The sequence below is a fragment of the Nocardia puris genome, from assembly GCF_036051655.1.
In the GTDB taxonomy this organism is placed as follows: domain Bacteria; phylum Actinomycetota; class Actinomycetes; order Mycobacteriales; family Mycobacteriaceae; genus Nocardia; species Nocardia puris.
Genome location: NZ_CP107943.1, coordinates 7,703,754 through 7,717,177, shown reverse-complemented (window position 1 = coordinate 7,717,177; position 13,424 = coordinate 7,703,754). Strand labels below are relative to the sequence as shown.

9 protein-coding genes are annotated in these 13,424 nt (G+C 69.3%); 8 read left to right on the top strand and 1 reads right to left on the bottom strand.

What is annotated here, in order from left to right; translation table 11 throughout:
- Nucleotides 1-168: 168 nt before the first annotated feature.
- The 3 genes from OHB21_RS35750 (at nt 169) to OHB21_RS35740 (ending at nt 3,304) form a co-directional block, all read left to right on the top strand.
- Nucleotides 169-1,080 carry an ABC transporter ATP-binding protein gene (locus OHB21_RS35750; protein ID WP_195126087.1) on the top strand — a complete coding sequence of 304 codons (912 nt, stop codon included), beginning with the start codon at nt 169-171 and terminating at the stop codon, nt 1,078-1,080.
- Nucleotides 1,077-1,883 (top strand): ABC transporter permease, encoded by an 807-nt coding sequence (locus tag OHB21_RS35745; RefSeq protein ID WP_324192214.1) that lies wholly within the window; start codon nt 1,077-1,079, stop codon nt 1,881-1,883. Before OHB21_RS35750 ends, OHB21_RS35745 begins: the two co-directional genes overlap by 4 nt.
- 503 nt (nt 1,884-2,386) lie before the next feature.
- Complete coding sequence (locus tag OHB21_RS35740; protein WP_067508967.1) at nt 2,387-3,304, top strand: alpha/beta hydrolase; 918 nt, start codon at nt 2,387-2,389, stop codon at nt 3,302-3,304.
- Here OHB21_RS35740 and OHB21_RS35735 read toward each other — a convergent pair.
- Nucleotides 3,293-3,904, bottom strand: a complete 612-nt coding sequence (locus tag OHB21_RS35735; protein WP_067508970.1) for a TetR/AcrR family transcriptional regulator — start codon at nt 3,902-3,904, stop codon at nt 3,293-3,295. The two genes, OHB21_RS35740 and OHB21_RS35735, sit on opposite strands and share 12 nt — an antisense overlap.
- Nucleotides 3,905-4,141: 237 nt before the next feature.
- Between OHB21_RS35735 and OHB21_RS35730 the strand changes: the two genes are divergently transcribed.
- From OHB21_RS35730 to OHB21_RS35710, 5 genes are all read left to right on the top strand, one after another.
- Nucleotides 4,142-4,990: an AfsR/SARP family transcriptional regulator gene (locus tag OHB21_RS35730; RefSeq protein WP_147265731.1), complete on the top strand. Its 849-nt coding sequence runs from the start codon at nt 4,142-4,144 to the stop codon at nt 4,988-4,990.
- Between the two features lie 386 nt (nt 4,991-5,376).
- Nucleotides 5,377-5,985: an SRPBCC family protein gene (locus OHB21_RS35725; protein ID WP_067508974.1), complete on the top strand. Its 609-nt coding sequence runs from the start codon at nt 5,377-5,379 to the stop codon at nt 5,983-5,985.
- Nucleotides 5,986-6,011: 26 nt separating this feature from the next.
- Nucleotides 6,012-7,136 carry a hypothetical protein gene (locus OHB21_RS35720; protein ID WP_067508976.1) on the top strand — a complete coding sequence of 375 codons (1,125 nt, stop codon included), beginning with the start codon at nt 6,012-6,014 and terminating at the stop codon, nt 7,134-7,136.
- Nucleotides 7,031-12,280 (top strand): SDR family NAD(P)-dependent oxidoreductase, encoded by a 5,250-nt coding sequence (locus OHB21_RS35715; protein ID WP_324192212.1) that lies wholly within the window; start codon nt 7,031-7,033, stop codon nt 12,278-12,280. Before OHB21_RS35720 ends, OHB21_RS35715 begins: the two co-directional genes overlap by 106 nt.
- Nucleotides 12,277-13,416: a saccharopine dehydrogenase NADP-binding domain-containing protein gene (locus OHB21_RS35710; protein ID WP_195126089.1), complete on the top strand. Its 1,140-nt coding sequence runs from the start codon at nt 12,277-12,279 to the stop codon at nt 13,414-13,416. Before OHB21_RS35715 ends, OHB21_RS35710 begins: the two co-directional genes overlap by 4 nt.
- Nucleotides 13,417-13,424: the final 8 nt, after the last annotated feature.

Here is a 13,424-nt window from a genome sequence, read left to right as displayed (position 1 = left end):
GTCGCGGCGAGCGAGGGCACTAAGCACTTCATCGCAGGACAGCGAGCATCAGGTGGGGGATTCCTGGTGGGTGTGCGAGCTGGAAGTGGGGGTTTCGCGGGCGGGTACATTCGGGCGGGGGTCGGTCCGCGCTGGAGGGAGGGTGAGGGATTGTTCGAAGTGGAGGGGGTGACGAAGCGGCTCGGGGAGACGGTCGCGAACGACGGGGTGTGTCTGACGGTGGGGGAGGGGGAGTTCTTCGGGTTGCTCGGGAGCAATGGGGCGGGGAAGAGCACGCTGGTGAAGCTGATGCTCGGATTGCTCGAACCGGACGCGGGGTGCGTGCGGTACCGGGGAGTGGACGTGCTGGAGCGGCGGGCGCGGGTGGTGGAGTCGGTGGGGTACATGCCGCAGTCGGCGTTCGCGTTGAACAGCCTCACCGTCGCCGAAGCGCTGCTGTACACGGCGAAGATCAAGGGCCTCGGCCGGGCCGCGGCGCGCGCCGACCGGGACCGGATCGTGGACACCCTCGATCTGGGCGCGCTGACCGGCCGTTCGGCGCAACGACTTTCGGGCGGCCAGCGGCGGCTGTTACAGCTGGGTGTGGCGTTGACAGCCGATCCGCCGGTGCTGGTGCTGGACGAGCCGACCAACGAGATGGACCCGATCCGACGCCGCGAGGTGTGGGAGTTGCTGTGGCGGCTCAACCGCACGGAAGGCAAGACGATCATCATGGTCACGCACAGTCCGGCCGAGGCGGAGCGCGTGCTGAACAAGGTCGCGATCTTCGACTCCGGCCGGCTGGTGCGGCTGGGCAGTCCGGCGGGATTGCGGGCCGAGACCGGCAGTCGGCTGCGGCTGCGGGTCGGAACCGACGAGTTGGCGACCGGTGTCGAGAGCCTGCGGAACGCGGTGGAGCCATGGTGCACCGACCTCACGCTCACCTACGACGCGCTGCTCGCGCACACCGAGCCGGGCGCGGTGGAGGCCGTGGCGCGCGTGCTGGACGAACTGGGCGTCCACGACTACACGATCGGGCCGGTGGGCCTGGAGGACATTTACATCACGGCGCTGTCCGGTGACGGGGAGGGGCGGCGGTGAGGGATGTCGGGCATGTCCTGGACGTGGTGCGCATCCAGCTCACGAACTGGCGCTGGTCGTGGCCCTCGATGGTGCTGACCGGCATGATCACGCCGATCGTCTCGCTGCTCGCGCTGGGCGCCATGTCGTCGGAGACCGCTGCCAAGCCCCACATCTTCGCGGGCGCGCTGACCATCGCCCTGCTGTTCGAGATGCAGAACAAGATCGCCGCGAACTTCTCGCACATGACCGACACCGGCGCATTCGAGTTCTTCGCCTCGCTCCCGCTGCGCCGCGAGTCGCTGATCGCCGGCACCCTGGCCGCGTTTCTGCTGCTCGCATTGCCCGCGCTGGTGGTGACGACGGTGGTCGGCTGGGCGGTCCTGGATCTGCGTTTCACCCCGAACGTGCTCGCCGTGCCGCCGGTGGTGTGCGCGGTGGCGGCCTTCGCCGGGATCGGCGCGATCATCGGTGCGGGCTCGTCCTCCCCGAACCAGGCGTCGGGCCTGAGCCTGGCGGTGACCGTGCTGCTGTCCGGCGCGGGCCCGGTGGTGATCCCGCCGGACCGCCTCCCGTCCTGGCTGCGCGCCGTGGGCCCCTACAACCCGGCCGCCCTCGCCTCGGACTCGCTCCGCGCCCTGTCCACCGGCGCCTCCACCTACGGCCTCCTCTGGAACCTGACCGGCCTGACCCTCTTCGCAGCCCTGGTCCTCCTCCTGGTCCGCCGCGTAATACCCTGGCGCGGCCGCGAACGTCCGTGCCGACCCCTGGTCATCTCCCGACGTGCGCCGCGGCCCCGGCAACTCGGGCGTCGAACAATGTGACGGCCGGTTCGTCGCGATCTGCCTCAGGGCTCATACCCACGACTCCCACAGTGCGACAACTCTCGATCCGTCGTTCGCCAGTGCGGCACCACGCCTACCCGCCGACGAATTGCGCCAGGTGATCCCCGTGCAGCGCATCCGGCGAAGCGCGGTCGGGACACGAGCGGACACGATATGCCGCGGCCCGAGGCCGCGCGGCACCGCAGCGGCGCGATGACCGTCGCGGGACGAGTACCGCGAATAGCCAAGACCGGCAACGAGATCGGCGAACCTCGGCCTCCGGCGCGACCGACGCCGCCCGGACCGCCGCAGTGCGATCCGACCGCTCGAGCACCGCCCACGACGATGCCGCCGAATCGGTTGGCGAGCCGGCGGGCAGACCGTCGCCTGAACGGCCGCTTCCCGGAACCTGAGGTCCGCGTGAATTCGGCGGTGTTTCCGCAGCTCCGCGCAGCGAGTGATTGCGAGTTGTCGGGGTGCGGTGGTAAGGGAAGACTAGGGTGATGGATCATCTGGGTTACGCGGAGTTCCTGTCCTCGAAGTACCGGACCGGCATCGCCATCGAGCCACGTTCCAGCTGGTGGGAGTGGCGCGGGCGCGATGTTCACCTGCTTCGCGCGGTCGTCGATGACGCACCGGTCCGGATGGTGGTCATCCACGGCGCGGGTGGACACGCCGCGATGCTGTGGCCGTTCGCAGCCGCGGTCGCCAGCGAAGGCGTCGACGTCACGGCCCTCGACCTGCCCCTGTACGGGCGGACGGTGGAGCCGAACCCCGCGACGGTCCGCTACGCGGACTGGGTCGACCTGCTGTGTGACTTCGTCCATACGCAGACCGCGATCGACGATCGTCCGCTCGTGCTCTTCGGCGCGAGTATGGGCGGACTGCTGGCCTACGAGGTCGCCGCCCGCACCGACGCGGTGGCCTACGTGGTGGTGACATGCCTGCTGGACCCGGCCGATCCGCAGGCCCGCGCCGCCGCGATGCGCTGCGCCGCCGCCGGGCGTTACGCCCCCCAACTGCTCGGGGTGACCGACACGCTGTTCGGACGCGTACGGGTGCCGATCCGATGGCTGGTGAAGATGGACAAGATGAGCCGGGATCCGAAGCTGTCCAAGCGCTGTGCCGAGGACCCGGTCGGCGGCGGGGTTTCGGTTCCGCTCGGATTCTTGGCGAGTTTCGTCGCCTACCCCACGACGCCTCCGGAGGAATTCGCCACACCGATCACCTTGGTCCACCCAGCCGCGGACGAGTGGACACCACCCGTTCTGAGCGAGCGGTTCCTCGCGCGCATCCCCGGCCGAACCGAGATGATCCTGCTGGAAGGTTGCGGACACTTCCCTGTCGAGGAGCCCGGGGTCGGGCAACTGGCGGACGCACTGCGTGCCGTGCGCGCGCGGGTGATCGAGTCAATCCAGTGACGGCATCCTGCTGTTCTCAGGGGCCAGTCGGCACACCAGTTCCAGCAGGCTGTCGGTCGTGACCGGATGCCAGAGCCGCACACGATGCACTTGGGCGTCGACACCGTGGATGACCGCACGCGCGGTCATCATCGAATCGTCGCCGCCGCGGCCACATCGTTCGAGATGAAAGGCGACCTCCGTGGCCAGGTACTCCTCGAAGGCCTGGACGGCCTCCAGCTCTTCGATGTGCCGGAGCACCAGGCGATGCATCAGAGCGTGCACCGCGGGCGGACTGCTGTGCAGATCCATGACGACGTCCAGGATCGTGCGCATCGTGACCTCGAACGGCGGCAGCGTCCGGCGCAGATCGGACAGGACCGCACCCAGCCGACGGCCGCTCTCGATCAGGTGACGCTCGGCCAGACTGTAGAGCATCGCCTGCTTGTTCGGAAAGTACTGGTAGAGGGTCCCGACCGACATCCCGGCGCGTTCGGCGATGCGATCGGTTGTTGTGGATAGGCCCTCTTTCGAAAACATCTGGGCGGCCGCCTCCAGCAGGACGTCCACCGTATTTCGAGATCGATCCTGGCGCGGTCGTTTTCGCGGTTTGTCGAGCATCGACTAGCCAGAGTACCGGAGCGACCGGCCCGCGACCCGGCCTTCGATGGTCCCGGCCTGGATTCACGCGGCAGAGGACAGGGCTCGCATTCCGCCGCGTGGTGTAGATGTTGATCTTGGGTCACGGTAATCTCCCATCCGTCTGCATGCCCGATTCATGCGGTTCTCTGGGAGGTCTTGCAGCGGCGGCAATGTGGCCCTCGGCGCGGGACCTGTGTGGTGATATGGGGTGGTGCTGTGCAGTTTTCGGTCCTCGGTCCAATCCGCGCTCATAGCGAAGACGGCAGCGATTGCTCGCCACGGACATTGAAGCTCCGGATACTCCTCGCCCTGCTGGTGGAGGGCGCCAATGGGGTTGTCTCGGTCGATGAACTGGTCACCGGATTGTGGGACAAGCCGCCGAAGACCGCCGTGTGCGCGGTACAGGTCTACGTGTCGCAACTGCGAAAGCACTTTGCGTCACTACCCACGCTCATCGAAACCCGCGACCCCGGCTACGTGTTGCACTCGACTGCCCAGCAAAGCGATCTGCACCGCGCGGAACTCCTGCGCGCACAGGTCAATGCCGCCGAATGCCGCGGCAACCGGTCGGAGGCCTCGGCGTTGTTGTCCCAGTACCTGGCCCTCTGGTCCGGACCCGCGTTCGCCGACGTTCGGCGAACGGCCCACATGACCCAATTGGCCGCCTACTTCGACGAGCAGCGAGCCCGCGCTCTGCAACGCAGGATATCGCTGGATCTCGTGCTCGGACGCCACGAGGCACTCGTCCCCGAACTGGTCGATCTCGTTGCGCGTCATACGCATTGGGAAAAGATCGGGGCCTACCTCATGCTGGCTCTCTTCCGGTCCGGGCGCGCGGCCGACGCATTGGCGGTGTTCACCAGGATCAGGAATTCACTGGTGACCTCACACGGCATCGGGCCGAGCCATGAACTGAGAATCCTCCAGCAGATGATCCTGCGCGGCGATCCGGACCTGGCCGACCCCGCACTGCTCGCCGAACCGATCGGCACGGGCGATGGCGTGCTCCGCGCCCGCGCCCGCGTGGTCCTCCCGCACCGGCCGATTTCCAGGCACCACTCCTGACGCCGGCGGCACGGGCGGAGGTTCGTGACCTTGCCGCCGTGCCGTGCCGCCACGGAGTTCGGTCATGCCCGGCCCCGCCACGGTCGCGCCGAGCGACCGGTCGCCGATCCTGGCGCCGGTGGCGTCCTCGGAGATCTGCGCTCGAGCCGGCGGGCCTGCGTTCGCGGACCGGCGTCCGGCTACCGACGCAAGCGCAACCTGCTGAAACATAATATCTCCGAGAATGACCCATAAATGGCGCTTAAGCCTCACTTAAACCTCGCCGATAAGACGCTGAATCGACATGCCTGAAATCGCTTTCCGGCCTTGATTTACCCGCACCGGCGCGTCACTCTGAAGTGACCGGGAAATACTCGTCGCACATTTCGATCCGATCGGAGCGCTGCATGCATACCGAATCCGCAGGCTGGAAGGTGTCGAACAATTCTGCCGGACCGGACCATGGGCGCAATACGACCGACTACGATCCGAATCGATACGATTCCATCCTCACCGCTGTCGGACGCAGCTGGATGAGCGGCAAGCAGCCACACATCCGGCCCGGTCGCACGACGACGCTGGCCATCGAAACGACGTTGCCGCACGATCCGCGCACGGTATTCGATTTCTGCCTCAACGGAATCAACTTCGCTGCGACCATGCCGGATCCGCTCGAGTATTTCTGGGCATCGAAATTGCAGGGCGAACTGGGCGGGCTGTACGTATTCGATTGGTGGTACAAACGCGTCTTCCCGATTCGCTGGGCGGCGCTCGTAGACTATTACGACGACGGCCGCGAATTCTCCGACATCCAAGTGCGCGGAATGTTTCGCTATTTCCATCACACCCACACCTGCCAGCCCACAGACGATGGCGGCACACACTACCGCGACACGATCGTCTTCCGTACCGCGCTGGGGCCGTGGATGGATCGGATCGTGGTCGCACACGAGATGGAACGAGTATTCCGAGTCCGGCACGAACGCATGTCACGCATGCTGCGAGCCGGCGTCTGAGATGTCGAGGACGAGAGGAGCCGGCGATGGAAGTCAAAGCAGTGGGCACCGATCGCAAGCGCGCCCGCGAATGGGTGGATGTGCCGTTCCGACTCTATCGCAACGAGCCGAACTGGGTACCGCAACTGCGCAAGGACTCCTTTCGATACCTGGATCCCGCGCGTAGTCCGTTGCGGGGAGAGGCGATCACCGAGCACTTCGTGCTCTACGACGGCGGCGAGCCCATCGGACGCGTCGCCACGACGATCCAGCAGGCCTACATCGACAAACACCGAGAACAGGTGGGCTTCTTCGGGTTTCTGGACGCGCCCGCGGACCGCGCCGCACTCGGGGCGCTGACCACCGCGGCCGAGCAGTGGATACGCGGGCACGGGCTGCGAACCATGGCCGGTCCGTACAACTATTGGAGCGGCCAGGAAATGGGCCTGCTGGTACACGGTTTCGACGAACCACCGCAGGTGTTCCAGACCTGGAACCCCCGGGGCACGCTGGAGTTGCTGCAAGAACTCGGATTCACGATCCGCGTCGAACTCGCCGGATACCGCTTCACCGTGGCGGACATCACCCGTTTCCGGGACCGGCTGGCCCGCTACGACCGTCGCTTCGCCGACAATGCCGCGTTGACCTGCCGGAGCATGACCAGGCGCACCATGAAGCGCGATCTGGAGTTGGTACGCACCCTGTTCAACCGGTCGTTCGCCGACAACTCCGAAGTGATCGCCTACAGCCGAGAGGTTTTCGAGCGGACGGTGCTGCCGATCCGCGGCTTCCTCGATCCCTCGATGGTGGTGTTCGTGGAGCACGAGGGCAGGCCGGTGGGATTCATGTTCATCGCGCCCGACCTGAACCGGATTCTGCACGCGCTCGGCGGCCGGGCACGGCTGCGCGACTACCCTCGGGTCCGTCGGCTCAGCCGGTCCATCGACTCGGCGATGGTGCTCATCATGGGTGTGGTACCCGACGCTCCAGTCGGCGCGACGAGCAAACTCCTCGTGCACAGCCTCGACGCGCTCCGCGGCAGCCGCTACCGCTCGGTGCAGACCACGTGGGTGCACGAGAGCAACCTGTCGTTCGGCCGGGTGATCGCGCACTATCTCCGCAGTGGCGCCCACAAGAAGTGGGTGCTCGTAGAGAAAGCCGTCGCGACGTGACGGGCCCGGTCTCGGCGGGAAATCCCGTTCCCGAGCGATCGGTTCCGGCGTCGATCGTGGGAATCGGCTGCCGCTTGCCCGGTATCGGTGGCGTGGACCAGTTCTGGCGGGTACTCGTCGACGGGCGCGATTGCACATCGCCGCCGCCGCCCGCGCGGCACATCGGCGAATACCACGGCGGCTACCTGTCCGAGGTGACCGGTTTCGACAACGCGTGGTTCGGTATCTCGGAGCGTGAGGCCGCGGCGATGGACCCGCAGCAGCGCCTTTGTCTCGAGGTCGCCGTCGAGGCGCTCGATGACGCCGCGCTCTCCTTCGATGTTCGCGGCAGCGGCGCAGCGGTACTGGTCGGCGCGTCGTCGTTCGACCACGGCGCCGCCGTGCTCAGCCGTCCCGATCACGTCGGTCCCTACGCCGTGACGGGCTCGGCGCTGAGCATCATCGCCAACCGGATTTCCTACGTCCTGGATCTGCACGGGCCCAGTCTGGTGCTCGACAGCGCTTGTTCGTCCTCGCTGGCCGCCGTCGATCTGGCCTGCCGGTTGCTCGAGTCCGGCGAGGTCCCCTTGGTGTTGGTGGGCGGCGTCAACCTCCAGCTGCTGCCGTTCGTCAGCGCCTCCTTCGCCGCCGGGGGCTTCCTGGCCGCCGACGGACGGTGCAAGACTTTCGACGCCGCCGCCGACGGGTACACGCGTGCCGAAGGGTGCGTGGTGCTGGTCCTGCGGCGCACCGCCGACGCCCGTCGCGACGGTGACCGGGTCTACGCCGAGATTCTCGGGACCGCGGTCAATTCCGACGGCCGGTCCAACGGCATCTACGCCCCCAACGGACGTGCCCAGCAGGCGGTGGTCCGGCGCGCCTGGGCGCGATCGGGCCGGGCGCCTGCGGCGGCGGACTACATCGAATGTCACGGCACCGGCACCGCGCTGGGTGATGCCGTCGAGGTCGCGGCACTCGCGGAAGTGCTCGGCACGTCCGAGCGCGCCGCAGGCCGTCCGTTGCGCCTGGGGTCGGTGAAGTCGAACGTCGGCCATCTCGAAGCCGGCGCGGGACTGGTGGGGCTGGCGAAGGCGGCGTTGTCGATCCATCGCGGGATCATTCCGCCCAACGCGACCTTCGTCACCGAGAATCCGCTGCTGAAGCTGGCGGAGCGAGGCATGGCTGTGGCCGTGACACCCTACCGATGGGACCGGGACCCCGCGGACCGCCTGGCCGGCGTCAGCTCGTTCGGGTTCGGCGGCACGAACGCGCACGCGGTCGTGGGCGGAGTGGAACCCGACGGCGCCACGGTCGCCGACGCACCTGTCCTGATCGGCCTGTCGGAGACCGACTCCGATCGCTTGCGGGCGTCGGCGCGCCGGATCGCCGACTGGGCTGCCGAGGGACCGCAGGAAGTGCATGCGGCGGATATCGCGGCCACTTGCGCCCGGCCGCGCCCCCACCGCGCGCGGCTGGCGGTGATCGCCGACTCGCTGCCCGGGCTGGCGCAGTCGCTGGACCGGGCCGGGCACGGATCGGCCGATCCGGACAGCGTGGCGGGCGACGGGGCGGCGCCGCGCGGCCCGGTGCTGTTGTTTCCCGGTCAGGGCGGACAGCACTCGGCCATGGGCCGTGCGCTGTGCCGACGCTATGGCGCCTTCCGGACAGCCCTCCGGGAGGCCGTCGATGCCATCACCGAGGTGGGCGGTCCCCTGGTCCGAGCCGACGAGGAAAGTTTCGTCAGCGGGGGGACCACCGTCATCCAGTGTTCGCTGTTCGCCTATCAAGTCGCGCTCGCGGCGCTGCTGCGGCAGTGGGGAGTCGAGCCGTCCGGGGTGATCGGGCACAGTCTCGGCGAGATCGCGGCCGCCCACGTCTGCGGCGCGCTCGGACTCGAGGACGCGGCGCGGGTGGTCGTGTCGCGCAGCCGGGCACTCGCGACGTTGGACGGACACGGCGCCATGCTGGTCGCCGAACTCACCGCGCAAGATGCGGCACGGGCGATCGCGGGGCACGCCGAACAGGCCGGCGTCGCCGCGATCAACGGTCCGCGCTCGGTAGTCCTGTCCGGGACGGTGCGGGCGATCGACGCGGTGCGCGCGGAACTCTCGGCGTCCGGCGTCTTCGTGCGGCCGGTCGCGGTCGGCTTCGCCGCGCACAGTCCGCAGGTCGATCCGCTGCGCGACGCTCTCGTTCGCGAGGTCGCCGGAATCCGCCCGCTCGCGCCCGCGGTTCCGCTGTACTCGACCACGCGCCCCGGCCTGCCGGTCACCGCCGAGAACTTCGGCCCGGCGTATTGGGCGGAGAACATGCGCTCGACCGTGCGGTTGCACGACGCGGTGCGCCTCGCCGTCGCCGAAGGACACCGGACGTTCGTAGAGGTGTCCCCGCACCCGGTGTTGTTCCGGTCGATCGCGGAGTCCGGTGACACCGAGGTGTCGGTGCTCCCTGCCGCCGATCGCACCGACGAGACCCGGGCGCTGCTGCGCTGCCTGGCCGAACTGTTCTGCCGCGGAGTCGATCTGAGCTGGGACCAGCAGCCGGGTCGGCTCGTGTCGCTGCCTGCGCGCTCCTGGCGGCACCGTACCTTTCCCCTGCGCACAGACGGGCTCGCGCATCCCACGCCGCCACCGTTCTTCCCGGACGATTTCGACGACCACGTCGTCGGCGACCAGCCGATCGTGCCCGGGGCGGGATGGGTGATCGCCCTCGCCGCGGCGGCGCGGTCCGCGACGGGCGTCCTCAGCGAGGTGCGGCTGCACGAGAGGATCGAGGTCGCGGTCGCACGGGCCGGCGAGTACATCGTGAGCAGACGCACGGTGCCGGCGGGTGTACACCTCGCGGTGCACGCGGCCGACGAGCCGGACCGGGTGATCGCCGCCGCGGTCGCGCCGGAGAGGGACACGGACGTCGAGTGGGCGCGGCGCGTCGAACGAGACATCCGAGATGCCGCCTCGCACGAGATATTCGAGCCTGTTCCCGCGCGGGACCTCTACCGCCGCCTCGCCGCGGCCGGTCTCGCCTATGGCGAGCGGTTCCGGATTCTGGTCGACCCACGGGGCGCCCCCGGCATGGCGACCAGCTCACTGCGCGCCGGAGTCCCCGACGCGGTCGCCGTCGATGGATGCCTGCAAACGATAGCGATTGCCGCCAGTGCCGCTCTCGGTCCCGGGCTGACGCCCCTGCCGGTCCGAATCGACCGGATGTGGCGGTCTCCCGCCGCTACCCCCCTCGTGCGGTGCTTGGCACGCGTCACCCACACCGAACCCGATCTGCTCGTCGCCGACGTCGTGGGCATCGCCGCCGACGGATCCGCCGGCATCGTGCTCGCGGGGGTACACCTGGGCCTGGTCCCCGCGCTCGGGGCACCCGAGGTCCTGCTGCGGGAACACTGGGAGGCGATATCGGAGCCACCGCGCGACCCGGCGACCTCGCGACCGGTGCTGGTCGTCGGCGCCACTTCCGTCGCGCACCAGCTCGCCGACGCACTCGCCGGTCGTGCGCGACATACGGTGACCGGGCTCGCCGACGGGAACGAGGGTGACATCGAGGCGGCCCTCGGCGCCGCCGCCGAGGTGGTCGTCTGCTGTGCGAGCGGTCCGTCGGACCCGGACGAGGTCATCGAGCATTCCGCGGCGGCGCTCGCGCTGCTCCAACGACTCGTCGCACACCCGTCGACCCGGTCGCTGACCGTCATTCTGGAATCGGCGGGCGATGAGGTCGACGACCCGTGCCTGGGCGCGGTCGCCGGGCTCGTCCGAACGCTGATGTTCGAGAGCGGACGTGAGATCGTGCTGGCCCGGATGCCAGGAACCCCGACCGCCGCGGACTTCGCTCGCCTCACCCACGCGCTCGGCGCCGCGACCCTGCCCAGCGAGTGCCTGATCCGGCAGGGCCGGGTATTCACGCGCAAACTGGCCAGGACCGAGCGCGGGGGCCTCACGCACCCGGCCATCTCGGACGGTACGTATCTGGTCACCGGTGGACTGGGCGCGATCGGCGCGGCGATCTGCGCTCACCTGCTCGCCTCCGGTGCGGGTGAGATCGTGATCGGCACCCGGCGCCACCGCGAGCTGCCGCCCGAACTGCGCGCCCATCGTCACCGCGTCACCGTGGTGGAGGCGGACGTGGCGGTCGACGCGGATGTCCGCTCGCTGGTGGACATCGCGAGATCGCGGCCACGGCCCCTGCGCGGTGTCGTCCACGCCGCCGGTCTGCTCGAGGACGCCGAGTTCGCGGCGGTGACGCCGGCCCAACTGGGTCGTATGCACCGACCGAAACTCGTTGCGGCGCACAATCTTCTGGCGCACGCCCCGGAGCTGGACTTCGTCGTGCTGTGCTCCTCGATGGCGGGGACGGTCGGTTCGCCCGGGCAGGCGGCGTACGCTTCGGCGAACGCCGCGCTCGACGCCCTCGCGGCACGGCACCGCCGGGCCGGACAGCGCGTGGTATCGATCGCCTGGGGGCCGTGGGCCGGTCGTGGGCTCGCCGAGGGCGGCGCCGCTCACCTGCCCGGCGCCGGCGTGGGCCCTCTGCGCGCCGAACAGGCACTCGTGCTGCTCGACATCGCGCTGAGCGTCGATCTAGCCCACGTGGCGGCGCTGCGCTACGCGCCCACACGAGCGGCCGACACGCTGAGCAGACGCCTGCGTGAGATGGTCGGACCGGCGGGGGACCACCGGCCCGCGCCCGCGTCCGCGTCCGCCACCCCCATCCGCGAGACGAGATCGCGCCCGCCCGCCGTGCCGGAGCGGATTCGCGCCATCATCGCCACCGCCCTGCACATCGACCCGCACCGCGTACCCCTCGACGCGCCGTTCTCCGAACTCGGCATCGATTCCCTGCTCGCCCTCGAGGTGCGACGGACCGTGGAAGCCGCGTTCGGCGTGCGGGTATCCACCGCCGACGTCTTCGGCCATCCCACCGTGACCGCGCTCGCCGCCTTGGTGGACAGCCGGCTCTCGGCTGCCGACGATCACGACGAGGTCGAGGGTCGCCGCGCCGTGGCCGTGGACGAGGCCGCCGAATCCCCGGCCGGACTCACCGACGAACAGCTCGCCACGCGGTTGTCCGCTGTCCTGCGCGCGGTGGGGCAGGACACGGGCGACCGTTCTCAACAGCCGATTCATCCACAGCCGAACTCAGAAAGCGGGGTCCCACGGTGAGCAAGATCGTCGTCGCCGGAGCGAACGGATACACCGGCAGGCTCGTCGCCGCCGAACTCAGGACCCGCGGCGTGTCCGTGCAACTGGCCGTCCGTCGGCCCGAAGCGGGGCAGTCGCTGCTCACCGATCTCGGGCATCCGCCGATGTTCACCACCACGACATTCGAAGCGCACCGCGGCAGCTCGCCGGTACCGGGGCTCGCGGCGGGCGATGTGGTGATCAACTGCATCGGGCCCTACGCGCTCACCGGACCGGGCATCATCGACAGCGCGATCCGAGGCAAGGCGCACTACCTCGACGCCGCGGGAGAATCGGGATTCCTCCGCGAGGTCTTCGCCGGGAGCCACGCAGCCGCCCGTGCCGCGGGCACGGTGGTCGCGCCGGGATTCGGATTCGAGTCGGTACCAGGCCACCTCGCCGCGGCGCGCGCCGTGCAGGCGGCGGGAGACAGCGCCACAGGCGTGGAGATCTTCTACTCCTGCGATCCACGAGCGGCCAGTCACGGCACCGTCAACTCCGCGGTCCGGGCCACTCAGGAACCCGCGCACCGGCTGACCGGCGGCGTCCTCTTGCCGGAAGAACTCGGTGCGCGCCGACGCGTCTGGCCGATCGCGGGCAGGCGTTATCACGGCGTGTCGATCGGCACCACCGAAGCGCTGGCGCTGCCCCGGGCGTTCCCGCGGCTGCGCGAGGTGAGCTCGTACCTCGGCGCGCCCGGCGGACTCGGGCGCGTCTTCTCCGCCACCGCGCGAGCCGGTGTGTCCGCCGCACGCAACGAGCTGGGGCGGCGACTGATCGACACGCTCGAGGAGCGCACCCGGCACCGCCCGGCCAGTAGGTCGACCCGGCCGGCGCGCACTGTGGTCGCGGCGCGGGCCTCGAACTCCGAAGGCAGGCCGCTCCAAGAGGTCCGTTTCGCCGGCGCCGACCCCTACGCCCTGACCGCGCACCTGCTGGCCTGCGCCGGTGTCGCGCTGCTGAGCAGGCCGCAACTGCCTTCGGGAGTGTTGGGTCCGCTCGAAGTGTTCGACGCCAACGAACTCGAGGGCCTGCTGGCGCAGCGGCGGATGTGCCGCTTGCCGTGCAGCGTCGACGATCTGGCCGAGCCCGTCCTGACCCACGCCAGCAGACTGTGAGGGAGTCG